Source organism: Microbacterium sp. STRO-1N (assembly GCF_057748015.1).
This window is the reverse complement of sequence record NZ_CM173234.1, coordinates 3,059,637-3,082,051: the sequence shown is the minus strand read 5'-3', so window position 1 is coordinate 3,082,051 and position 22,415 is coordinate 3,059,637. Positions and strand designations below refer to the sequence as shown.

Sequence of the window (22,415 nt, the reverse complement as noted above, 5' to 3'; positions counted from 1 at the left end):
CCCCTGGTGGTGGGCGGGGGCGGTGTCCCGTCGGGGAGGTGTCGCGTGTGGTCGCCTCGGCGCGTGCGACGCGACCATTTGCGTCCCCTGGTGGTGGGCGGGGGCGGTGTCCTGTCGGGGAGGTGCCGCGTGTGGTCGCCTCGGGGCGTGCGACGCGACCAGAAGCGCCCCCCGCAAGAGGCCGGAAGCGCCCCTACGCCAGCGCGTCGACCAGCGGGCGGAACTTCACGCGCGTCTCGAGCAGCTCCGTCTCCGGATCGCTGCCGGCGACGATTCCCGCGCCGGCATACGCGGTGACGGCGATCGGGGCATCCGCTGCGGCATCCGCGTCGAACTGGGCGCAGCGCAGGGCGATGGCCCATTCGCCGTTGCCCTGGGCATCCACCCACCCGACCGGGCCGGCGTAGCGGCCCCGATCGAACGGCTCGAGCTCGCGGATCGCGGCGATCGCGGCATCCGTCGGCGTCCCGGCCACCGCGGCGGTCGGATGCAGCGCGCCGACCAGATCCAGCGCGGACTCCCCGTCGGCCAGCTCGCCCTCGACGTCGGTCGCGAGGTGGAACAGGTTCGGCAGCTTCAACAGGAAAGGCTGCTCGCTCGCCGCCATCGCGCGCACGTGCGGGCGCAACGACACCAGCAGGCTCTGCACGGCGTACTGGTGCTCGTCGAGATCCTTCGTGCTGGAGGCGAGGGATGCCGAGGCGACCGTGTCGGCATCCGGGTCCGCACCGCGTCCGATCGTTCCGGCGAGGACGCGCGCGGTCACGCTGCCGTGCTGTGCGGTGACGAGGGTCTCCGGGCTCGCGCCGATCAGCCCGTCGACCGCGAAGGTCCAGGTGTCGGGGTATCCGGTCGAGAGGGCGCGGACCAGGCGACGCAGGTCGGAGCCGGCCGGGATCGTTCCGGCGAGATCGCGCGCGAGGACGACTTTGCTGAGCTCCCCGGCGGCGATGCGGTCGAGGGCCGCCTCGACCGACGCCTGGTACCCCTCCGGCGTCTGCGCGCCGGGACCGACGGTGCCTGCCCAGTGCGGTCCGTACTCGCTCTCGGCGAGCGGGGCGTCGGCGCTGATGCGGGTGATCCAGCTGCGTCCGTGGCGCTTGCCCACGATGATCGACGGCACGATCAGGATGCTGTCGACGGCCGAATCCTCGTCGAAGGTGAGAGTGCCGAACGCCACGAGTCCCGACCCGGGGAGGTTCACAGTGTCGTCGATCTCGGCATCCGCGCAGAGGGCGCGCCAGGCTTCCGAGGCGATCGCAGCACGGGACGGACCGACGCCGGCGGGGACGCGGATCACGGCGGCGACACCGGATCCTGCCGCGACGAATCCGTCGCCGCGACGCAGCCAGGCGAGGGGAGCGGCGGGGTCGGCATGGACCAGCAGATCTTCGACGGGTTCGATCTCGCGGGTCTGCACGACCAGGCTGTTGCTCACCCTTCCAGGATACGGCGGTGCCGGACACCGCCCGTCGGGGGAAAACCAGGACCGTCCGAGGCGCGGGCAGCGTGTCGAGTCGGGACACGCCGTGCAGCGCGCATGTGGTCCGCGTTTTCCGATCAGCTGTGCCCGTCTGCGGAGCGCAGCGCCGCATAGGCTGGCACGATGAGCGACCGCCCCGCACCCGGCACCGAGATGATCTTCCAGTGGCGCAAGTGGGACGGCTCGCCGCACTGGCGTCACGAGTGCGTCTATCTCGGATCGGATGCCTGGGGTGACTGGGTCGGTCAGCCGGTGGGGTTCCACAGCGTCCGCCCCGGCGCCGCGTTCGATGCGGACGTCCCGAACGTCACGCTGATCCCCGCCGTCGACCACGTCGGTCAGCGCAACAAGGTCACGCTGATCCCCGCTGCCGCGGAGTACGCGTTGACCGTGAACCGTGATCATCCGCGGGACCTCCGCATCTACATCGACATCGCCTGGGCTGTCCGCTGGGAGAGCCCGCTGCTGGCCACCGGCATCGATATGGACCTCGACGTCATCCGGCGCACGAATGACGAGGGCACGTACGTCGACGACCGCGACGAGTGGGCAGAGCACAGCGCCAGGTACGGATACCCCGCCGACGTCATCGAGCGTCTGGAGGCGCTGACCCTCGACCTCGAGGACCGGGTGCGGCGCCAGGTGGCTCCGTTCGACGACGCCACAGGGGATGCCTGGCTCGACCGCCTCGTGGCGCTCGGCCTCGATCGTCCCCTCGCTCGTTGAGTCCACTCGCTCAACGAACGAGTGGGGGCTCGTCCGACGAATGGGCGGGTTGCCTAGACTGGACCTCGTGACTGAGCCCAATCGCGCCGATCTCGGCAAGGACCCATCGCGCGTCAGCGGCATGTTCGATCAGGTCGCGGCGGGTTACGACCGCACCAACATCGTCATGACGTTCGGCAACGACGCGTTGTGGCGCGCGGCATCCACCCGTGCGGTCGGCCCGAAGCCGGGCGAGCGCATCCTCGACCTCGGGGCCGGAACGGCGTCGTCCTCGGCAGCCCTCGCCCGCAGCGGAGCCGAGGTCGTCGCGGCCGACTTCTCGCCGGGGATGCTGGCGGAGGGCCGTCGTCGCCACGGTCACCTGCCGAACCTGTCGTTCGTCGAAGCCGACGCCACGAATCTGCCGTTCGAGGACGCCGAGTTCGACGCCGTCACGATGTCCTACAGCCTGCGCAACGTCCAGGATCCGAAGAAGGCGATCCGCGAGCTCTACCGGGTGACCAAGCCCGGCGGCCGACTGCTGATCAACGAGTTCTCGACGCCGCCGAACCCGCTGTTCCGCGTGCTCTACCGGTTCTACAACGCGCAGATCCTGCCGCGCGTGGCGCGCCTGGCCGGGACGAACAGCGAGGCCTACGACTACCTGAACGAGTCGATCCGAGACTGGCCTGACCAGAAGGCGCTCGCCGCCTGGATCCGCGAGGCCGGCTGGATCGACGTCGCCCACCGCGATCTCAGCCTCGGCATCGTCGCGCTGCATCGCGCGACCAAGCCGAAGGCCGTGGCACCCGAATCCGCGCCGAAGCCTGCACCCAGGGCGAAGCGCGCGACCAAGCCGAAGACGCGCGCCGCGGCCGCGTCGACCCGGCCGGCCTCCGAAACGGACTGACCGATCGACACAGACGGTACGGGTAGGCTGAGAACGTGACTTCGAGCCCCACCGCTCCGGGTTCGCGCCTGGCGAGCCGACTCGGTTTCAGCGACCGCGTCTTCATCGGCCCTGCCGCCCGACGCGTGGCGCGGGAGATCGAAGACGGCCTCGAACTGGTCGAAGAAGGACTCGCGGTCGACCTCCGGGTCGCGGATTCCGTGGCGGATGCCGCGAGCCGCTACCTCCTCGAAGCGGGCGGCAAGCGGGTGCGCCCGGTGCTGACGCTGCTGACCGCCCAGCTCGGCGACGGCAACACCACTGCGGTCATCGACATCGCCAAGGCGCTGGAGATGACGCACCTCGGCTCGCTCTACCACGACGACGTCATGGACGGCGCCGACCGCCGCCGCGGCGTACCAGCCGCGCACGCGGTGTGGGGCAACAGCGTGGCGATCCTCACCGGAGACATCCTGTTCTCCCGTGCCAGCCAGCTCATGTCGCGGTACGGCGACCGCGCCATCCGCCTCCAGGCCGACACGTTCGAGCGCCTGGTCCTCGGCCAGCTGCACGAGACCGTCGGCGCGCAGCCGGGCGATGACCCGATCGAGTTCTACATCCAGGTCCTGGCAGACAAGACCGGATCCCTCATCGCCGCCGCGACGCAGGCCGGCGCGCTGTTCGCCAACGCGCCGGAGGAGTACCACGAGCCGCTGCGCGTCTACGGCGAGAAGGTCGGCGTGGCCTTCCAGCTCATCGACGACGTGATCGATCTGTCGGCCAAGCCGGAGGACACCGGCAAGGTCCCGGGCACCGACCTCCGCGCCGGGGTTCCCACGATGCCGTACCTCCTCCTCAAGGCGAGGGCGGATGCCGAGGCGCAGGCCCTCGCGGCCCGTATCGACGACGGCGTCGCACGCATCGCCGAGGGCACCGACCCGAGCATCCTGGATCAGCCGTTGGCCGAGCTGCGCGACCATGCCGTCACGCAGCAGACTCTCGAACTCGCCCGCACGTGGACGAACGACGCGATCGCCGTGCTCGCTCCGCTCCCGAAGGGCACCGTGCGCGAGGCGCTGACGCGCTTCGCCGATACCCTCGCCGACCGCAGCAGCTGACGCTCGCCGGTCGCCGCAGCATCCGAAAGGGAAACATGACCAAGCTCAGGCTGGCCATCGTCGGGGCAGGCCCGGCAGGCATCTACGCTGCTGACATCCTGCTCAAGACCGAGCGCTCCTTCGACGTGTCGATCGATCTGTTCGAGCAGCTCCCCGCGCCGTACGGACTGGTCCGGTATGGCGTCGCGCCGGATCATCCGCGAATCAAGGGCGTCATCAACGCGCTGCGGGACGTGCTCGACCGCGGCGACATCCGCATCTTCGGCAACGTCCGCTTCGGTGAGGACATCACCATGGCCGACCTCAAGAAGCACTACAACGCGGTGATCTTCGCCACCGGCGCGATCCGCGACACGAGCCTGGACATCCCCGGCGTCGACGCGGAGGGCTCCTTCGGCGCCGCCGACTTCGTCAGCTGGTTCGACGGGCACCCGGACGTCCCACGCGACTGGACGTTGGACGCCGAGTCGGTCGCTGTGCTCGGCAACGGCAACGTCGCGCTCGACGTGGCGCGCATCCTCGCCAAGCACGCCGAGGATCTGCTGCCGACCGAGATCCCGGACAACGTCCACGCCGGTCTCGAGGCGTCGAAGGTCACCGACGTGCACGTGTTCGGTCGTCGAGGCCCTGCCCAGGTGAAGTTCACCCCGCTCGAGCTGCGCGAGCTCGGCGAGCTGCGCGACGTCGACATGGTCGTGTACGACGAGGACTTCGACTACGACGACGCGTCCAGAGCGGCTGTCGAGAGCAACAAGCAGGTCAAGGTCATCGATCGCGTCCTGCAGCAGTGGCGCACCCGCCCAGGCGCGAACAACGCCGGTGGCGAGGCATCCCGTCGCCTGCACCTGCACTTCTGGGCGCGCCCGGTGGAGATCAAGAAGGACGCCTCGGGCCGCGTCGCCGCGATCGTCTACGAGCGCACCCAGCCGGACGGATCCGGCGGAGTCCAGGGCACGGGCGAGATGCGCGAGATCGCGATCGGTCAGCTGTACCGCGCGATCGGCTACTTCGGGTCGCCGCTGAAGGATGTGCCGTTCGACAAGAAGCACGGTGTGATCCCGAACCACGAGGGTCAGGTGCTCGCGAAGGACTCCAACGAGCGCGTCCCCGGCGTCTACGCGACCGGATGGATCAAGCGCGGACCGGTGGGCCTGATCGGGCACACGAAGTCCGACGCCATGGAGACCGTGCAGCACCTCGTGAACGACCAGGGTTCGTGGTGGCAGCCGGAGGATCCGTCCGAGGAGGCGATTCCCTCGCTGCTCGCGTCGCGGAATGTCACCTGGACCGACCTGGACGGCTGGCACCGCCTCGACCAGCACGAGATCGCACTGGGCGCTCCGCACGATCGCGCGCGCATCAAGGTCGTCGACCGCGACGATATGGTGCAGATCTCCCGGGACTGAGCCGGCTTCGGTCTGGTGGTCGGCCTGCTGGCCCGCCGTGCCGGGTCACGGTCGCGGTGGGTGGATGCCGGCGCAATCCGCCCGAGCTGTGACCGATCTGCGGTTCGGTCACAGCTGGGGTGACGCCGGACGCCGAGAGGTCGCCCGACGCGTGACCGGGCTCCCGCGACCGAGCCCTCGCGTGGCCTAGTCTGGCGTCATGTTCCGTCGCAGCTGGTGGGTTCCGATGCTGGCTGCCGTGCTCGTCGCGGCGGCCGGATGCGCGCCGGTCCCGCCGACCCCGGAACCGACGCCGGACGCCGTCGAGACGTCGACGCCGACTCCGACGCCGACAACGGAGCCCGCCTGGGCGCCGCAGGCGGCGTTCGACCTGCCCTGCGATGACGTGGTGTTCGCGATGACGGATCTCTTCGGCATCCCGTCGGCACCCGTCACCGAGCACCTGTGGCTGAAGGGCTCGCCCAGCTGGTACCCGGGGCCGGCGCAGTACATGTTCGCCCGAGCAGGCGGTGTGGTCTGCGCGTACGACGACGGCGAGACGTCGTGGCAGATCACCGCGAACCCCGGCGCGCAGGCGGCCCTCGACGACCTCGCTGCCAACGGTTACACCGACTGGGATCAGTCCTCGCGATGCGACGATGGTCACTGTGCGATCGTCGTCCGCGACGGCGACGTGCTCATGGAGGCGGCGGTCTGGGCGCCAGAGATCACCGGGGCCGACCTGGAGCCGGTGCACGCGGCCATCGCCGGTCTGGCTGCACAGGCTTCCGAGACGGCGAAACCCTTCGAGATCGTGCCGAGCCCGATCGCGGATGCCGAATGCGAACAGCTGCTCGCGCCGGAAGCCCTCGCAGCGGCGTGGGACGTACCGGCGAAGCTCGACGAGGATTTCGGAGGGTGGGGCATTCCTGCTTCGATGTACTGGAACCGCGACGGCGCCCGCGCCTGCCTGTACAACGACGCCCCTGGTTCGTACGAAGGAGAGCACTTTCTGACCCTCACGTCGCTGCCGGCCGGGCGTTGGGCGGCCGCGTTGCCGACCGGACGCTCCGCGGTCGACATCGAGGGTGCGGATGCGGCGTATTCCGGCGAGGACGAGTATTACGACGACCTGCCGTTCATCGATGTCGTGGTCGGCGACGACTGGGTCCGGGTGTCCGCCGCCGGCCGATCCGTGGACGATCTGATGTCGGTGGCTCCGATCGTCGCAGCCAATATGACGGCGCTCGGATCATGACCGGTTGGGCTCCCGACATCCTCGGTGACGAGTTCGAGCAGCTGACGCTGCCGCTCGGGTCGGATGCCGAGGGCGACGTCCTCGCGACCCTCGTGCGCGCGCTGCCCACGGCCCCGGAGGAGCCGAGCGGATGGGACCGGTTCGTGCGCCGGTTGCGCGGTCAGCCCGTCACCGCACCCGCTCCCGATCTCGCCGATGTCGACGTGCTGTATGTGCACGGCTGGTCGGACTACTTCTTCCAGAAGCGCCTGGCGCGGTTCTGGACGGCACGCGGCGCGCGCTTCTTCGCGCTGGATCTGCGCAAGTACGGTCGGAGCCTGCGCGACGGGCAGACCCCCGGGTACATCGCCGACCTCGCGACCTACGACGAGGACATCGCGGCGGCTCTGGACGCGATGGCGGATGCTGCGGCATCCGGGCGTCGCCTCCTCCTGCTCGGGCACTCGACCGGCGGGCTGATCCTGAGCCTGTGGGCGTCCCGCAATCCGGGGCGCGCGGCTGCAGTGATCCTCAATTCGCCGTGGCTGGAATTCCAGCTCGGGTCGGTCAGGCAGGCGATCGCGCCGGTGGTCGGCTGGGGCGCACGGGTGCGGCCTCTGGATGCTGTGCCCCAGGTGGATCTCGGCTTCTACACGCGGGCGCAGGCGGAGGCGGCGGATCCCGATGATCCGGTGGAGGTGAATCTCGCCTGGCGCCCGGAGCAGACGATGCCGGTGCACACGGGGTGGCTGCATGCGATCCTCGCCGGGCACGCGAAGGTCGCCGCGGGTCTCTCGATCGATGCCCCCGTGTGCGTTCTGCTCTCGGCGCGGACGGCCGTGCCGACGCGATGGTCGGACGATCTGACGCGTGCCGACAGCGTCCTCGTCGTCGACGACATCGCCAGGGCCGCGCTGAAGCTCGGGCCGTCCGTGACGGTCGAGCGGATCGACGGGGCCCTGCACGACGTGTTCCTGTCCCGGCATGAGGCGCGCGAGGACGCCTATCGCCGGTTGGACCGGTGGGTCACGGGGTGGGTGGCGTCGGTCCGCTGACTCGGCCGCCGCAGCCCCTCTGGCCCGGACGAATCACGGATGCTGTGACGAATCACGGTTCGATCCGGTGAATCCGTTCGTGATTCGTCACCGGGTTCGTGATTCGTCACGGACCACTCGCCCTGCACAGTTTCGGGTCCCGGGCAGGTTGTCCACAATCGACGATCTCGGCACGTAGCTGAGGAGCCGATGTCGCAAGGTGGTCCGCATGCTCTCTGCAAAAGACACCATCACGCGGCTCGGCGGAATCGCCCGCGGCTCTACTCTGCAGACGCTCGGTTTCACCCGCCAGGCGCTCGCTCGAGAGACGAGTCGCGGAGCGATCCAGCGCATCCGAAACGGCGTCTTCGCGACGACGGCCGTGAACGACGACGTGAGAACGGCGATCGAGCACGGGGGAACCCTCACCTGCGCCAGCCTCCTGCGCAACAAGCACATCTGGGTGCTTCCGGCACCCGATGGACTCCATGTCTGGATGCCGTCGAAGAGGCACCCCCTCAAGCACCCCTCCTGCAACTGCGTCTCGCACTACTTCGGTGGCACCGCGCCGCTCGGAACGGCGTCGACCGAGACGGCGCTGCTGCATCTGCGTCGGTGCGCGGGAGACGAGGCGTTCTTCGCCGCCTACGAATCCGCGTGGAAGCAGGGATTACTCCCGCGAGCGGCCCGAGCGCGCATCCGTGTGGCGTTGCCGCGATCGGCTCGTTGGCTGATCGACATCGCGCGAGCCGATGCCGACAGCGGTCTGGAGTCCCTGATGCGATTGCGGTTGCATCTGCTCGGCATCCGGCTCGACTGCCAGGTGGACATCGGCGGCGTCGGCAGAGTCGATTTCGTCGTCGCCGGCCGACTGATCATCGAGGCGGACGGTGACGAGAACCATGGGTCGTCGACGAAACGGCATGCCGATCGGGTGCGGGATGCCGCGGCATCCGATCTCGGATACGAGACGCTCCGCTTCGATTACGCCCAGATCGTCCACGACTGGCCGAAGGTCCAGGCGGCGATCATCGCGGCACTCCGCCGGCTGCGGGTCATCCGGTGACGAATCACGGATGCTGTGACGGATCACGGTTCGATCCGGTGAATCCGTTCGTGATTCGTCACCGGGTCCGTGAAACGTCACGGGCCGGCGGCGATCACAACCCGTGGATCGCTCGGCTGGCGTGCTCCGCGGCATCCGCGTCGCCCGTCGTCAGGGCTTCGCGAAGAGCGGCGTGACGGGCCAGCGCGACGTCCTTCTCCTCCGGCACCAGCTCTCGGAGGTTGCGGGCGAGAGCCATACTGACCTCGCGCAGCAGGCTGTGCTGCAGCGAGTTGCCGCTGAAGTCCGACAGCCGGCCGAACAGAGCCTTGCGCGCGAGGGAGTAGGCGATCGGGTCGTCGATGTTCTCATCCAGCGCGTCGACGAGCGCTGCCGCTTCGTCGCGCTCGGCATCCGTCATCCGTTCCGCGGCGAGGCGGGCGACGAAGCCGCCCTGAAACGCTGCGAACTCCCGCGAGTCGGCGACCACCTGGTCGGTGACGGGCGCGACCTCGGTGTACCGGCTGGGGTACATCGTGACCAGCCCGATCCGTTCGAGCCGTTGCAGCGCTTCGCGGATCGGCATGCGCGACACGTGCAGCTGCAGCGCGAGCTCGGCATCCCTGATCCTCTCGCGAGGCGCAAGATCGCCGTTCACGATCGCAGCGCCGAGATGCTGGAAGATCTCCTCCGCCAGCAGCTTCTTCGTTCGTCCGATCCGTCGCGAATCCCCAGTCATCGACTTGCCCCCAAGTACGTCGCTTCCCAGCCCCTGCGGTGCGGCCGGGGTGTAACTACATCACGAACGGGGACGGGATGCCAAACCGGGATGTGCTGTGGCCGGCGGTCGCAGTGCGCCGACCGGCCACAGGAGGTGCCGGCCCGGCGCACTGCCGGAAGCCCCTCTCGTTCCCCACCGGAGAGGCCTTCTGACCCCCCGATCAGAAGAGGCACCGCCTACCAGCTTCTCGGATCTCGACCCGTATATCAGTATGGGATTTCCGGGGTCCGATCAATCCGCGTCAGCTGTGACCCGACCGGCGCCGGCGCAGTCCCTGGAAACGACGAACGCCGGCATCCGTCGGGATGCCGGCGTCCGGATGATTCACCGGTAGTTGATGAACTGCAGGTCGACCTCGAGGTCCGAGCCCTTCAGCAGCGCGATCACGGACTGCAGGTCGTCGCGGCTCTTGGACTGCACGCGCAGCTCGTCGCCCTGGATCTGGCTCTTCACGCCCTTCGGGCCCTCGTCGCGGATGATCTTGCTGATCTTCTTCGCGTTCTCGGAGGAGATGCCGTCCTTGAGCGACGAGACGATGCGGTACTCCTTGCCGCTCGCGAACGGCTCGCCGGCGTCGAGGCTCTTCAGCGAGATGCCGCGCTTGATGAGCTTGGACTGGAAAACGTCCAGCACGGCCTTCGCGCGCTCTTCGGAGTTGGCCTTGATGAGGATCTGCTCGCCGCTCCACGCGATCGAGGCATCGGTGCCCTTGAAGTCGTAGCGCTGCTCGACCTCCTTGCGGGCCTGGTTCAGAGCGTTCTCGGCCTCCTGGTGGTCGACCTTGGAGACGATGTCAAAGGAGCTGTCAGCCATACAGGAAGTGTAGCGAGCCTGTCGATCCGGCGAACTCTTGGAAACGCTTCCAGATCGGAAACACTCGGCTGGGTACGGTCCCAGGCGGTTCAGGGCCGATCAGCCGTTGCAAGAACGGCCGATTTCGTTGCATACTGTAAGCGCTTGCAGTCCTGCAGGCCATCAGCACTCAGAGAGGCACACACCAATGAAGGTGAACAAGAGGGGCATCGTCGCCTTCGGCGCGATCGCTATGGTTTCCACGCTGACGCTGGCCGGTTGCGCGACCGGCAGCACCCCGGAAGAAGGCTCTGGCGAAGAGAGCACCGGAACTCTGACGGTCTGGGTGGATGCCGAGCGCGTCGACGCCCTGGCCGGAGCGGCCGAGGCGTACGAGGAGAAGACCGGCGTCAAGGTCGAGATCGTCTCCAAGGACGTCGACACCATCAAGGACGACTTCATCCAGCAGGTTCCGACCGGCAAAGGCCCCGACATCACGATGGGCGCGCACGACTGGCTCGGCGAGCTCTCCACCAACGGCGCCGTTGCCCCGCTCGAGCTCGGCGACTCCGCCGAGGACTACCTCCCGGTCGCTCTGCAGGCCTCCACCTACGACGGCACCACCTACATGCTCCCGTACGCGGTCGAGAACATCGCGATCCTGCGCAACGCGGACCTCGTGCCAGAGGCAGCGACCAGTTGGGACGACATGCTCGCCAAGGGCAAGTTCGTCGTCGAGCAGGGTGCCGAGGGCAACCCGTACCACCTGTACCCGTACCAGACCGCGTTCGGCGCTCCGGTGTTCGGCACCGATGAGTCCGGCAGCTACGACCCGACCGACCTGCAGCTCGGCAGCGAGGGCGGCTTCGCCTTCGCCACGTGGCTCGGCGCGCAGGGTGCGGCCGGCAACTTCAACACCGACATCGACGGTGAGATCGCCAAGCAGCAGTTCCTCGACGGCACCGCAGCCTTCTGGCTGACCGGTCCGTGGAACGTCGGTGCAGCCGAGGACGGCGGCATCAACGTGGCGATCGACCCGATCCCCAGCCCGACCGCTGAGGTGGCATCGCCGTTCGCCGGCGTGAAGGGCTTCTTCGTCAGCGCCGAGTCGAAGAACAAGGTCGCAGCGAACGACTTCCTGGTGAACTACATCGGCACCGAGGACGTCCAGCTCGAGCTGTTCGAGACCGGCAACATCCTCCCGGCTCTGACGGCAGCAGCGGATGCCGCGGCATCCGACCCGATCATCGCCGGTTTCCAGACCGTCGGCGAGGACGCCGTCCCGATGCCCGCCATCCCGGCCATGGGCTCGGTGTGGGAGTACTGGGGTGTCGCAGAAGCAGCGATCATCAACGGCGAGGACCCGACCGCGACGTGGCAGAAGCTCGTCGACGACGTCACCGCCGCCATCAAGTAACGAAGTGCAATCCCGTCGGGGCGGACCACGCGTCCGCCCCGACGGCTTCACCACGGGGAAGACATGACTGACACCGTCGAGGTCGACGAGGCGGCAACGCCGCCGACAAAACGCCAGCGCCAGGCCGCGCAGATCGCCGAGGCCGCATCCGGAAGCATCGGCTGGGTGCTGCTGAAGATCCTGCTGCTCGCGATCGTGGACGCCGTCGCACTGTACGCCGTCTTCGTGCTCTTCACGCACCAGGAGTGGCTGGTGCTCGCCATCGTCGTCGCTGTCACGGTGCTGGTCAACTACATCTACTTCTCGCGCAAGCGGGTCCCGGCGAAGTACCTCACACCAGGCATCATCTTCCTGGTCGTGTTCCAGGTGTTCACACTGCTGTACACCGGGTACATCGGCTTCACCAACTACGGCACAGGGCACAACGGCAACAAGGACCAGGCGATCTCGTCCCTGCTGGCCTCCGCGCAGGAGCGCGTCGAGGACTCGCCCACCTACCCGGTCACGGTCGTCGAGCAGTTCGGCGCCCTCGGTCTGCTGGTCACCGACCCCGAGAGCGGAGACGCCTCGGTCGGCACGGCGGAGCAGCCCCTTCACGAGGTTGACGCGACCATGGAGGGCGACAAGGCCGTCGCGGTCGACGGCTGGACCACGCTGACGTTCGCGGATGTGCTGTCGCGCTCCGAGCAGATCGAGCAGCTGTCGGTGCAGTTCAGCGAGGACCCCAACGACGGTGCGATCCGCACACCGGACGGGCAGAGCGGCTACCTGTACATCTCGACACTCGAATACGACGAGGCCTCCGATGCGATCGTCGACACGCAGACCGGCGAGGTCTACTCCGACATCGGCACCGGCGCCTTCACCGCCGAGGACGGCACCGAACTGCTGCCCGGCTGGCAGATCACGGTCGGCTTCGACAACTTCGTCCGCGCCGTCACCGACGAGGCGATCCGCGGACCGCTCATCTCGGTCACGATCTGGACGTTCGCGTTCGCGCTGATCTCGGTGGCGACGACGTTCTTCCTCGGCCTGCTGCTCGCTCTGGTGTTCAACAACACCCGGATGCGGTTCCGCAACGGCTACCGGATCATCCTGATCCTGCCGTACGCGTTCCCCGCGTTCCTGTCGGCGCTGGTGTGGGCCGGCATGATGAACGAGAGCTTCGGCTTCATCAACCAGGTGCTGCTCGGCGGCGCCGAGATCCCGTGGCTGACGGATCCGACCCTCGCCAAGGTGTCGGTGCTGCTGGTGAACCTCTGGCTCGGCTTCCCCTACATGTTCCTGGTGTGCATGGGGGCGTTGCAGGGCATCCCGGAGGACGTCAACGAAGCCGCCGTGATGGACGGCGCGAATCCGTGGCAGGTCTTCCGCCGCATCAAGCTGCCGCTGCTGCTCGTGACGGTGGCGCCGCTGCTGATCTCGTCGTTCGCGTTCAACTTCAACAACTTCAACCTCATCTACATGCTCACCAACGGCGGGCCGCGCTTCAGCGACGTGTCGATCCCGGTCGGGCACACCGACATCCTGATCTCGATGGTCTACAAGGTGGCCTTCACCGGGCAGACGCGCGACTACGGCCTCGCGTCGGCGTTCACCATCCTGATCTTCATCGTGGTGGCGACGATCTCGATCGTCAGCTTCCGCAAGACCAAGGCACTCGAGGAGCTGAACTGAGATGAGCACTGACATCGCCTCGCGTCGCCGGCGCAGCTTCGGAGCCTGGTTCGCGGACACCGGATGGCGCCACGTCGTGGCCATCGTGGTGAGCGCGTTCGCCCTGTTCCCGCTGCTGTACGTGTTCTCGGCATCCCTGAACCCGAACGGCACCCTGACGGGGTCCAACCAGCTGTTCTCCGCGATCGGCATCGACAGCTACGTGCGCATCCTGACGGATCCGCAGAACCCGTACCCGCAGTGGTTCATGAACACCCTGCTCATCGCGGTCGTCACCGGTCTCGTCACCGTCTTCATCGGTGCGTGCGCCGCATATGCCTTCTCGCGCATGCGCTTCGCCGGACGACGGGTCGGGCTCGTCACCATCGTCGTCGTGCAGATGTTCCCGCAGCTGCTCGCCGTGGTCGCGATCTTCCTGCTGATGTCGACGCTGGGGGACTGGTTCCCCGCGATCGGCCTCAACACGCACACGGGCCTGATCCTCGTGTACCTCGGCGGCGCGCTCGGAGTGAACACCTACCTCATGTACGGGTTCTTCAACACGATCCCCAAGGAGCTCGACGAGGCGGCCCGCATCGACGGCGCCGGTCACGCCCGTATCTTCTTCACGATGATCCTGCCGCTGGTTGCGCCCATCCTCGCCGTCGTCGCTCTGCTGTCGTTCATCGGAACCGTCAACGAGTACGTGATCGCGAGCGTCATCCTGATCGATCCAGAGCAGCAGACTCTGGTCGTCGGCCTCACTAAGCTCGTCTCGAACCCGCGATACGCGGACTGGTCGGCTTTCTCGGCAGGTGCGGTCATGGCCGCGATCCCGGTGATGGTCCTGTTCCTGTTCCTGCAGAAGTACATCGTGGGCGGTCTGACCGCCGGAGCCACGAAGGGCTGAGCATGCTGCCGCACCACGACGGGTCCCCGCTGTTCGTCTCGAACGATGCTCCGGTGCTCGGAGAGGTGGTGACGGTCCGGCTGCGGGTTCCGGTCGGATTCGGCCCGCTGGATGCTGTGCGCACCCGCTCCAATCCCGACCACGAGCCGGAGTGGACGGATGCCGTCAGACTCGGCGTCTCGGACGGCTGGGAGTGGTGGGAGGCGCCGATCACGGTGCGCAACCCGCGGCACGGGTACCGCTTCGTGCTGCTGCATGCCGACGGTGGCATCCAATGGCTCAACCAGACGGGCCTGCATCGGATCGAAACGCGTGACGACGACGACTTCGCCCTCGTCGCGCATCCCGCGCCGCCGGCGTGGCTGCACGAGAGCGTCATGTATCAGGTGTTCCCCGACCGGTTCGCCCGGTCGGGGCAGGCCGACGAGCACGAGGCGCCAGACTGGGCGATCCCGGCATCCTGGGATGATCCGGTCGACCCGGTGTCGCCGGGCCGCGGTGGACAGTTCTACGGCGGCGACCTCCCGGGGATCACCGAGCACCTCGATCACCTGGTGTCGTTGGGCGTGAACCTGCTGTACCTGACGCCGATCTTCCCTGCGGCGTCGAACCACCGCTACGACGCGTCCAGCTTCGACCGGATCGACCCGCTGCTGGGCGGCGAAGCCGCCTACATCGAGCTGATCGAAGCCGCGCACGCCCGCGGCATCCGTGTCATCGGCGATCTCACCAGCAACCATTCCGGCGACCGGCACGAGTGGTTCCGTGCGGCGTACGGACACCCCGGCGCGCCCGAGCAGGAGTACTACTACTTCACGGATGCCGAGAACACCGCCTACGAGTCCTGGCTGGGGCACAGCTCGCTGCCGAAGTTCGACTGGTCCAGTCCAGAGCTGCGCGAGCGGTTCGTGACAGGTGAGGACTCGATCGTCGCGAAGTGGCTGAAGCCGCCGTTCGGGATCGACGGCTGGCGCATCGACGTGGCGAACATGACGGGTCGCCTCGGCGCTGTCGACCTGAACGCCGAGGTGCGCGGGCTCTTCGCCGAGACCGTGCGACGCGTGAACCCTGATGCGATCCTGCTGGGCGAGTCGACGAACGACGCCGCGAGCGATCTGCAGGGCGATGGATGGCACGGGGCGATGACCTACCCGTCGTTCACGCGTCCGCTTTGGGGCTGGCTGAGCGCGCCGTCCGGTATTCCGTATGCGGAATGGGATGGCACGGTCACGACCGAACCCTGGTTCTTCACGCAGCCGTTGGGCGGGATTCCGCGGTACACGGCGCGTGATTTCGTGGATGCCGCGACGCGGTTCACGGCGGGGATGCCGTGGCGGGTGCGGCTGGGGAACATGCAGCCGCTCGATACCCACGACACGGCGCGGTTCGCCACGAACGCGGCACCAGGAACCGTGCCGGTCGCGGTGGGCTTGTCGATGACGCTCCCAGGAGTTCCGGTGGTGTTCGCCGGCGACGAGTTCGGGCTCACCGGTGCGGATGGTGAATCGAGCCGCACGCCGATGCCATGGGGGAGCGAGGGCGATCCGGTCGTCGCCGAGCGCCTCGAGCTGTACCGGTCGCTCGTCGCGCTGCGCCGAGAGCACCCCGTGCTCGCGACCGGCGGTCTGCGGTGGCTGCACGTCGACGATGAGACGATCGTGTTCGTGCGGGAGTCGGCGGAGGAATCCGTGCTCGTCCTCGCGACGCGCGGGGGAGCGGACGTCAAGCTCCCCGCCGGTGCTGTCGTGGTCGCCGGCGCCGAGGCGCTGTTCGGCGATGCGACGCTGGCCTCGGCATCCGATGGTGCGGTGCTGCTGGCCGTCGATGGCCCGGCCTTCGCCGCGTGGAGTCTTCCGGGCGTGCGGGTGCCGTAGCCCTGCCGAATCCGGACCCGCGGGTTCGGCATGTCCGACTAGGTGCGGCCATAGGCGCGATGACCCGCACGAAGCCGGACACCCCGGTATGGCATGTCCGGGTTGCGGCGGGTGGATGCCGGGAGCACCCGCACGAACCCGGACACGCACCGCACGCACCGGGCGCACGGCGTTTCGCCCCACCAGCCGGACGGGCCGGTCGTACTCTCAGCACATGGCGGCACGCGTGGGAGGGCGCAACCGGGCGATCAGCTGGATCGTCGGCCTTCTGTGCGCCGGCGTCGTCGGCGCGCTGCTGTGGTTCGCGGTCCCGGCAGGGCCCGCAGTGATCGAGATGGTCGGCAGCAGCCTGCGCCAGCTCGCGCCCTGACCTGTCGACACGTCGGCACGCCTCCCGGAGCGCCTGGGCGAGCGGCGATACCCTCGCAGTGCACATATCCGACGAGAGGCGCCCCCATGAGTGACCCCGAGGTTCCCCAGCCCGAGAAGCCGACTGACGTGAACGACGTCGTCGACAGCGCCAAGGCCGGTCTCGAAGAGGCTGCCGCGGCCGGTGCCGACGTCCCCGCGGCGACGAATGAGCCCGCCGACTCCGCCGACTCCGCCGACTCCGAGCCCGCCGCCGAAGCCCCCGCCGTCGACCCCGACCTCGCCGCCTTCGAAGAGATGGAGCAGGCGCACCCCGGGACGTTCACGAGCCTCCCCGAAGGCACCCCGGCAGCCCCGGACGGCATCGCCGGCGGAGAGACGCCGACGGTCGCGACTCCGACCCCGGCCGACGACAACAACGACAACAACGACAACAAGGACAACGACGACGACCTCAAGGCCGCCGAGATCGCCGCGGCTGCTGCCGCCGGCGCGGCCATCAACGAGCGTTCGAACATCGTCGCCGAGGAGCCCACGTCGGTCACCTCCGTCTACGACGAGCCGAGGGATGCCGAGACGCACGTCCTGCCATCAGAGCCGGTCGTCGCCGCTGCCGCAGCCCCGGCCGCCCTGCAGCCGATCTTCGTCCAGGCCCCGGAGCCGCCCCGTGACCGCGGCAACCGCGGCACCGCCGGACTCATCGGGCTGCTCGCCACGCTCGTGTTCGCGGTGCTGTACCTCGGCGTCGTGCTCGCGGTCGGCGCGATCAACGGCGACGTCATCGCGGAGGAGATCGGCGACGCCGCGCTCGCGCCGCTGACGACATGGGGCTTCTGGACGCCGGTCGTCATCTTCTTCATCTCGTTCTGGCTGCTGGGCGCGATCATCAACCGCGGACGCTGGGGCCTGTGGGTCATCTTCGGCCTGCTGGTCGGTGTCGCGACCTACTTCGGCTTCATCCTCGGTCAGCTGTTCGAGGCGCCGTTCTGGATGATCACGGCCGCTCAGGGCGCCGAGCTCGTCAACGAACAGTTGTTCTCGCCGCTCGCGATCGCGGCGTTCGTCCTCGGACGCGAGCTCACCATCTGGTTCGGCGCATGGGTGGCCCGCAGCGGCGCCCGCAAGGCCGAGCTGAACGCCGAGGCGCAGCGCGAGTACGAGCGCACGCTCGAGGCCGGCCCGACCCTTCCGAGGTAGGCCACGAACACCTCCACGCCGAACCCCCGCGGGCCCGAGTCCGCGGGGGTTTCGGCCGTCCTGGCGCTGGTGCTCTCGACGGTCAGCTTCTTCGCGCTGGCGATTGTCGGTCTCGGTGCGGTGAGCTTCGCGATGGATGCCGACATCATCGGCGTTCCAGGGCTCGGCCAGGGGCCGGGCGTGATCGGGATGGCAACCGCCGTCGCCGTGTTCGCCGGCGTCGAATGGGCGGCGGTGCGCCTGGCTCGCCCGGTCTATCGATCGGTGTGGGTGACGTCCCTGACGACGGCCCTCGCGCACCTGCTCGTCGTGGCGATCGGTGCACTCATCGCAACCGGTGACCCCGTGAAAGCGCTGGCCGCCGCGGGAGACCTCGTCACGGGCGGGGCGAGCCTGGTCATCCTGCTGGCCGCGGCGATCGCCGCGTGGGGCGGCGTGGCACTGCGGCGGACGCGTGCTCAGCATCCGACCTGGCCGTGGGAGCGCGACGACGAGTAGTCGCCGTACGACGGGAATCACCCGATTCCCCCCGCGATCGCCGTACCCTGTAATCGTGGAGCGCTCGCTGGAGACGCAGGTCGACCAGGCCGTCGAGGCCTGGCTGCGCTGGGTGCCGCGCTGGGAGCCGGCCACCCACCGCGGACGCGTCGCGCCGTGCCGGCGCTGCCTCGGTTCGCCGATCCTGTCCGCGGTCGGCATCGGCGGCGATGTGCCGCACGGCGTGCAGCACGGACTCTCCACCCGCATCAAGACGATCGTCGACCACGCGGTCGCCGACTACACGGCCCACAACCTGCCGATGCTGCAGCGCGAGCTCGACCAGCAGGCGGTCCGCAACCGCGCCCGCAGCTACCGTCCCAGCGAGGACCTCGCGCCGGAATTCGAGGGGATGCCGCTGGATCCCGAACCCGTGCCAGGGGCGCCGTTCCTGTTCACGATCGCCGGGATGGCCGATGAGGAGAGCTCCGAGCTGCCTCCGCTTCCGCCGCTGAGCGACGAGGCCAAGGCCGCGCTGCGTCAGGAGGTCACCCTCGCCGACGAGTACGCCAACATGGTGGGCCGGGAGATCTGCGGCATCCTGCTCCGGCACCGGCTGTCGGTGCAGGCGGCCATCTCGCAGTACGTCGAACCGCAGATCGAGGCGATGCTCGAAGAGCTCACCCGGTCGCTGGACGCCCCGTTCGACCCAGACGCCGGGTAGCGCCCATTTGACCCGGTATGTGACGCGGCATTACACTTGATCAGGTGTGTGCACGTCTCGGCGTGCCTGCACACGGGCGCCGGTCCGATACCGGTCTGCCCCCACGGCATACCCATCACGCAAAAAGCACGTCGATTCCGGCGTGCTGGTGGGTCTGATGTGAATCCATCGCGCTGTCACCGTGCAGCACAACTAGGAGAGAACGTGCCAACCATTCAGCAGTTGGTTCGCAAGGGTCGTTCGCCCAAGGTCACCAAGACCAAGGCGCCCGCCCTGAAGTCGAACCCGCAGCAGGCCGGGGTATGCACCCGCGTCTACACCACCACCCCGAAGAAGCCGAACTCGGCGATGCGCAAGGTCGCTCGTGTGAAGCTCCGCAACGGCACCGAGGTCACCGCGTACATCCCCGGTGAGGGCCACAACCTGCAGGAGCACTCCCTCGTGCTCGTCCGCGGCGGTCGTGTTAAGGACCTCCCCGGTGTGCGTTACAAGATCGTCCGCGGCGCCCTGGACACCCAGGCAGTCAAGAACCGTAAGCAGGCTCGTTCCCGCTACGGCGCGAAGAAGGGTTGAGTTAGATGCCTCGTAAGGGTCCAGCCCCCAAGCGCCCCGTCGTCAACGACCCGGTATACGGCGCGCCGATCGTCACGTCGCTCGTGAACAAGATCCTCGTCGACGGCAAGAAGTCGCTCGCCGAGTCGATCGTGTACGGCGCCCTCGCCGGCGTCCACGCCAAGAACGGCGAGGACGCTGTCGCCACTCTCAAGAAGGCGCTCGACAACGTGCGCCCCACCCTCGAGGTCCGCAGCCGCCGCGTCGGTGGCTCGACCTACCAGGTTCCGGTCGAAGTCAAGCCGCACCGCGCGAACACCCTCGCGCTGCGCTGGCTCGTCAGCTACGCGAAGGGTCGTCGTGAGAAGACGATGACCGAGCGTCTGCAGAACGAGATCCTGGACGCCTCGAACGGTCTCGGTGCCGCGGTCAAGCGCCGTGAGGACACGCACAAGATGGCCGAGTCGAACCGCGCGTTCGCTCACTACCGCTGGTAACAGCCCCGCTCGCCTCCGGCATCCGCGAAAACGGATGCCGGAGGCGGGCACCCTCCCTCTCCTCGCAGAATTCCTGCAAGTCAGAACTGCAAGAAAGATAAGGACACTCCTGTGGCACAAGACGTGCTCACCGACCTGAGCAAGGTCCGCAACATCGGCATCATGGCGCACATCGATGCCGGCAAGACCACCACCACCGAGCGCATCCTGTTCTACACGGGCGTCAACCACAAGCTGGGCGAGACCCACGACGGCGCCTCGACCACCGACTGGATGGAGCAGGAGAAGGAGCGCGGCATCACGATCACGTCTGCCGCCGTGACCTGCTTCTGGAACAACAACCAGATCAACATCATCGACACCCCCGGTCACGTGGACTTCACGGTCGAGGTGGAGCGTTCGCTCCGCGTCCTCGACGGTGCTGTCGCCGTCTTCGACGGCAAGGAGGGCGTCGAGCCCCAGTCCGAGACCGTGTGGCGTCAGGCCGACAAGTACAACGTCCCCCGCATCTGCTTCGTCAACAAGATGGACAAGCTGGGCGCGGACTTCTACTTCACGGTCGACACCATCGTCAACCGCCTCGGCGCGAAGCCGCTGGTCATCCAGCTGCCGATCGGTGCCGAGAACGACTTCGTCGGCGTCATCGACCTGGTCGAGATGCGTGCACTGGTCTGGCCCGGCGATGCCAAGGGCGACGTGACCATGGGCGCCTCGTACGAGATCCAGGAGATCCCGGCAGACCTCAAGGACAAGGCCGACGAGTACCGTCAGACCTTGCTCGAGACCGTCGCCGAGACCGACGACGTGCTGCTGGAGAAGTTCTTCGGTGGCGAGGAGCTCACGGTCGCCGAGATCAAGGGCGCGATCCGCAAGCTCGTGGTCGCCAGCGAGATCTACCCGGTCCTGTGCGGTTCCGCGTTCAAGAACCGTGGCGTTCAGCCGATGCTGGATGCCGTTGTCGACTACCTCCCCAACCCCCTCGACGTCGGTGCCATCGAGGCGCACGACCCGAAGGACGAGGAGAAGATCATCGAGCGTCACCCCGACGCGAAGGACCCGTTCTCGGCCCTCGCGTTCAAGGTCGCCGTGCACCCGTTCTTCGGTCGCCTCACCTACGTGCGCGTCTACTCGGGCCACCTGGACTCCGGCTCCGCGGTCACCAACTCGACCAAGGGCAAGAAGGAGCGCATCGGGAAGATCTTCCAGATGCACGCCAACAAGGAGAACCCGGTCGACTCGCTGACCGCCGGCAACATCTACGCCGTCATCGGCCTGAAGGACACCACCACCGGTGACACCCTGGCCGACATCGCGGCCCCGGTCGTCCTCGAGTCGATGACGTTCCCGGAGCCGGTGATCGAGGTCGCGATCGAGCCGAAGACGAAGGCCGACCAGGAGAAGCTGGGTGTCGCCATCCAGAAGCTCGCTGAAGAGGACCCGACCTTCCGCACGGAGCTCAACCCCGAGACCGGTCAGACGACCATCAAGGGCATGGGCGAGCTGCACCTGGACATCCTCGTCGACCGCATGAAGCGCGAGTTCCGCGTCGAGGCGAACGTCGGCAAGCCCCAGGTGGCGTACCGCGAGACGATCAAGAAGGCCGTCGAGAAGTACGACTACACGCACAAGAAGCAGACCGGTGGTTCGGGTCAGTTCGCGAAGATCCAGTTCTCGATCGAGCCCCTCGACCTCGACGCCGAGAAGACGTACGAGTTCGAGAACAAGGTCACCGGTGGTCGTATCCCGCGCGAGTACATCTCGCCGGTCGACCAGGGCTTCCAGGACGCCATGGCAGCCGGTGCACTCGCCGGTTACCCCATGGTGGGCGTGAAGGCGATCCTGCTCGATGGTGCATCGCACGACGTCGACTCCTCGGAGATGGCGTTCAAGATCGCCGGTTCCATGGGCTTCAAGGAGGCCATGCGCCGCGCGAACCCCGTGCTGCTCGAGCCGCTGATGGCCGTCGAGGTCCGTACTCCTGAGGAGTACATGGGCGACGTCATCGGCGACCTGAACTCGCGTCGTGGTCAGATCCAGTCGATGGAGGATGCCGCGGGCGTGAAGGTCGTGCGTGCTCAGGTTCCGCTGTCCGAGATGTTCGGCTACATCGGCGACCTGCGCTCGAAGACCTCTGGTCGCGCCGTCTACTCGATGGAGTTCCACTCCTACGCCGAGGTCCCGCGGGCCGTGGCGGACGAGATCGTCCAGAAGACCAAGGGCGAATAAGCCCTTGTCCGGGGCGGCTTCGGCCGCCCCGGACAACACACAACTTC

Annotated in this window: 21 protein-coding genes; 18 read left to right on the top strand and 3 right to left on the bottom strand. The window is 67.9% G+C overall.

All coding sequences use genetic code 11. The features are described 5' to 3' along the window. Window positions 1-193: 193 nt before the first annotated feature. Window positions 194-1,438: an isochorismate synthase gene (locus AC3ANJ_RS15080; protein WP_488316987.1), complete on the bottom strand. Its 1,245-nt coding sequence runs from the start codon at window positions 1,436-1,438 to the stop codon at window positions 194-196. 168 nt (window positions 1,439-1,606) lie between these two features. Here AC3ANJ_RS15080 and AC3ANJ_RS15075 point away from each other — a divergent pair, with 168 nt between their 5' ends. The 7 genes from AC3ANJ_RS15075 (at window position 1,607) to AC3ANJ_RS15045 (ending at window position 8,917) form a co-directional block, all read left to right on the top strand. Then, entirely contained in the window at window positions 1,607-2,209 is a 603-nt protein-coding gene (locus AC3ANJ_RS15075) for a DUF402 domain-containing protein (protein WP_488316986.1), read from the top strand. Window positions 2,210-2,330: 121 nt separating this feature from the next. Then, window positions 2,331-3,098 (top strand): class I SAM-dependent methyltransferase, encoded by a 768-nt coding sequence (locus AC3ANJ_RS15070; protein ID WP_488319291.1) that lies wholly within the window; start codon window positions 2,331-2,333, stop codon window positions 3,096-3,098. A 35-nt stretch (window positions 3,099-3,133) separates the two neighbouring features. Then, window positions 3,134-4,195 (top strand): polyprenyl synthetase family protein, encoded by a 1,062-nt coding sequence (locus tag AC3ANJ_RS15065; protein ID WP_488316985.1) that lies wholly within the window; start codon window positions 3,134-3,136, stop codon window positions 4,193-4,195. Window positions 4,196-4,230: 35 nt separating this feature from the next. Further along, window positions 4,231-5,601: an FAD-dependent oxidoreductase gene (locus AC3ANJ_RS15060; RefSeq protein ID WP_488316984.1), complete on the top strand. Its 1,371-nt coding sequence runs from the start codon at window positions 4,231-4,233 to the stop codon at window positions 5,599-5,601. Window positions 5,602-5,800: 199 nt separating this feature from the next. Continuing rightward, window positions 5,801-6,838, top strand: a complete 1,038-nt coding sequence (locus tag AC3ANJ_RS15055; protein WP_488316983.1) for a hypothetical protein — start codon at window positions 5,801-5,803, stop codon at window positions 6,836-6,838. Continuing rightward, window positions 6,835-7,872, top strand: coding sequence for an alpha/beta hydrolase (locus AC3ANJ_RS15050; RefSeq protein WP_488316982.1), 1,038 nt, complete (start codon window positions 6,835-6,837; stop codon window positions 7,870-7,872). The genes AC3ANJ_RS15055 and AC3ANJ_RS15050 overlap by 4 nt, the downstream gene beginning before the upstream one ends. A gap of 208 nt (window positions 7,873-8,080) precedes the next feature. Beyond that, window positions 8,081-8,917, top strand: a complete 837-nt coding sequence (locus AC3ANJ_RS15045; protein ID WP_488316981.1) for an endonuclease domain-containing protein — start codon at window positions 8,081-8,083, stop codon at window positions 8,915-8,917. Window positions 8,918-9,011: 94 nt separating this feature from the next. Here AC3ANJ_RS15045 and AC3ANJ_RS15040 read toward each other — a convergent pair whose 3' ends face one another. Then, entirely contained in the window at window positions 9,012-9,635 is a 624-nt protein-coding gene (locus AC3ANJ_RS15040) for a GntR family transcriptional regulator (protein WP_488316980.1), read from the bottom strand. A gap of 366 nt (window positions 9,636-10,001) precedes the next feature. Continuing rightward, the gene (locus AC3ANJ_RS15035; RefSeq protein WP_376177065.1) at window positions 10,002-10,490 is read right to left on the bottom strand and encodes a YajQ family cyclic di-GMP-binding protein; all 489 of its coding nucleotides are present in this window, start codon (window positions 10,488-10,490) and stop codon (window positions 10,002-10,004) included. 187 nt (window positions 10,491-10,677) lie between these two features. Between AC3ANJ_RS15035 and AC3ANJ_RS15030 the strand changes: the two genes are divergently transcribed. The 11 genes from AC3ANJ_RS15030 to fusA all read left to right on the top strand — a co-directional run bounded on the left by AC3ANJ_RS15030 (window position 10,678) and on the right by fusA (window position 22,368). Further along, complete coding sequence (locus AC3ANJ_RS15030; RefSeq protein WP_488316979.1) at window positions 10,678-11,886, top strand: sugar ABC transporter substrate-binding protein; 1,209 nt, start codon at window positions 10,678-10,680, stop codon at window positions 11,884-11,886. Window positions 11,887-11,949: 63 nt separating this feature from the next. After that, window positions 11,950-13,563, top strand: coding sequence for an ABC transporter permease subunit (locus AC3ANJ_RS15025; RefSeq protein ID WP_488316978.1), 1,614 nt, complete (start codon window positions 11,950-11,952; stop codon window positions 13,561-13,563). Window position 13,564: 1 nt separating this feature from the next. Beyond that, on the top strand, window positions 13,565-14,452 hold the full coding sequence (locus tag AC3ANJ_RS15020; protein WP_488316977.1) for a sugar ABC transporter permease: 888 nt from the start codon (window positions 13,565-13,567) through the stop codon (window positions 14,450-14,452). A gap of 2 nt (window positions 14,453-14,454) precedes the next feature. Further along, window positions 14,455-16,326, top strand: a complete 1,872-nt coding sequence (locus AC3ANJ_RS15015; RefSeq protein ID WP_488316976.1) for a glycoside hydrolase family 13 protein — start codon at window positions 14,455-14,457, stop codon at window positions 16,324-16,326. Window positions 16,327-16,540: 214 nt separating this feature from the next. Beyond that, entirely contained in the window at window positions 16,541-16,696 is a 156-nt protein-coding gene (locus AC3ANJ_RS15010; RefSeq protein WP_488316975.1) for a hypothetical protein, read from the top strand. 86 nt (window positions 16,697-16,782) lie between these two features. Next, on the top strand, window positions 16,783-17,892 hold the full coding sequence (locus tag AC3ANJ_RS15005) for an ABC transporter (protein WP_488316974.1): 1,110 nt from the start codon (window positions 16,783-16,785) through the stop codon (window positions 17,890-17,892). Between the two features lie 69 nt (window positions 17,893-17,961). Further along, complete coding sequence (locus AC3ANJ_RS15000) at window positions 17,962-18,390, top strand: DUF6121 family protein (protein ID WP_488316973.1); 429 nt, start codon at window positions 17,962-17,964, stop codon at window positions 18,388-18,390. A 55-nt stretch (window positions 18,391-18,445) separates the two neighbouring features. Next, window positions 18,446-19,093, top strand: coding sequence for a spermidine/putrescine ABC transporter substrate-binding protein (locus AC3ANJ_RS14995; RefSeq protein WP_488316972.1), 648 nt, complete (start codon window positions 18,446-18,448; stop codon window positions 19,091-19,093). A 204-nt stretch (window positions 19,094-19,297) separates the two neighbouring features. After that, the gene (gene rpsL, locus AC3ANJ_RS14990; protein WP_017201609.1) at window positions 19,298-19,666 is read left to right on the top strand and encodes a 30S ribosomal protein S12; all 369 of its coding nucleotides are present in this window, start codon (window positions 19,298-19,300) and stop codon (window positions 19,664-19,666) included. Window positions 19,667-19,671: 5 nt separating this feature from the next. Then, window positions 19,672-20,142: a 30S ribosomal protein S7 gene (rpsG, locus tag AC3ANJ_RS14985; protein ID WP_264156984.1), complete on the top strand. Its 471-nt coding sequence runs from the start codon at window positions 19,672-19,674 to the stop codon at window positions 20,140-20,142. 111 nt (window positions 20,143-20,253) lie between these two features. Further along, on the top strand, window positions 20,254-22,368 hold the full coding sequence (gene fusA, locus AC3ANJ_RS14980) for an elongation factor G (protein WP_406249163.1): 2,115 nt from the start codon (window positions 20,254-20,256) through the stop codon (window positions 22,366-22,368). Window positions 22,369-22,415 lie beyond the last annotated feature (47 nt).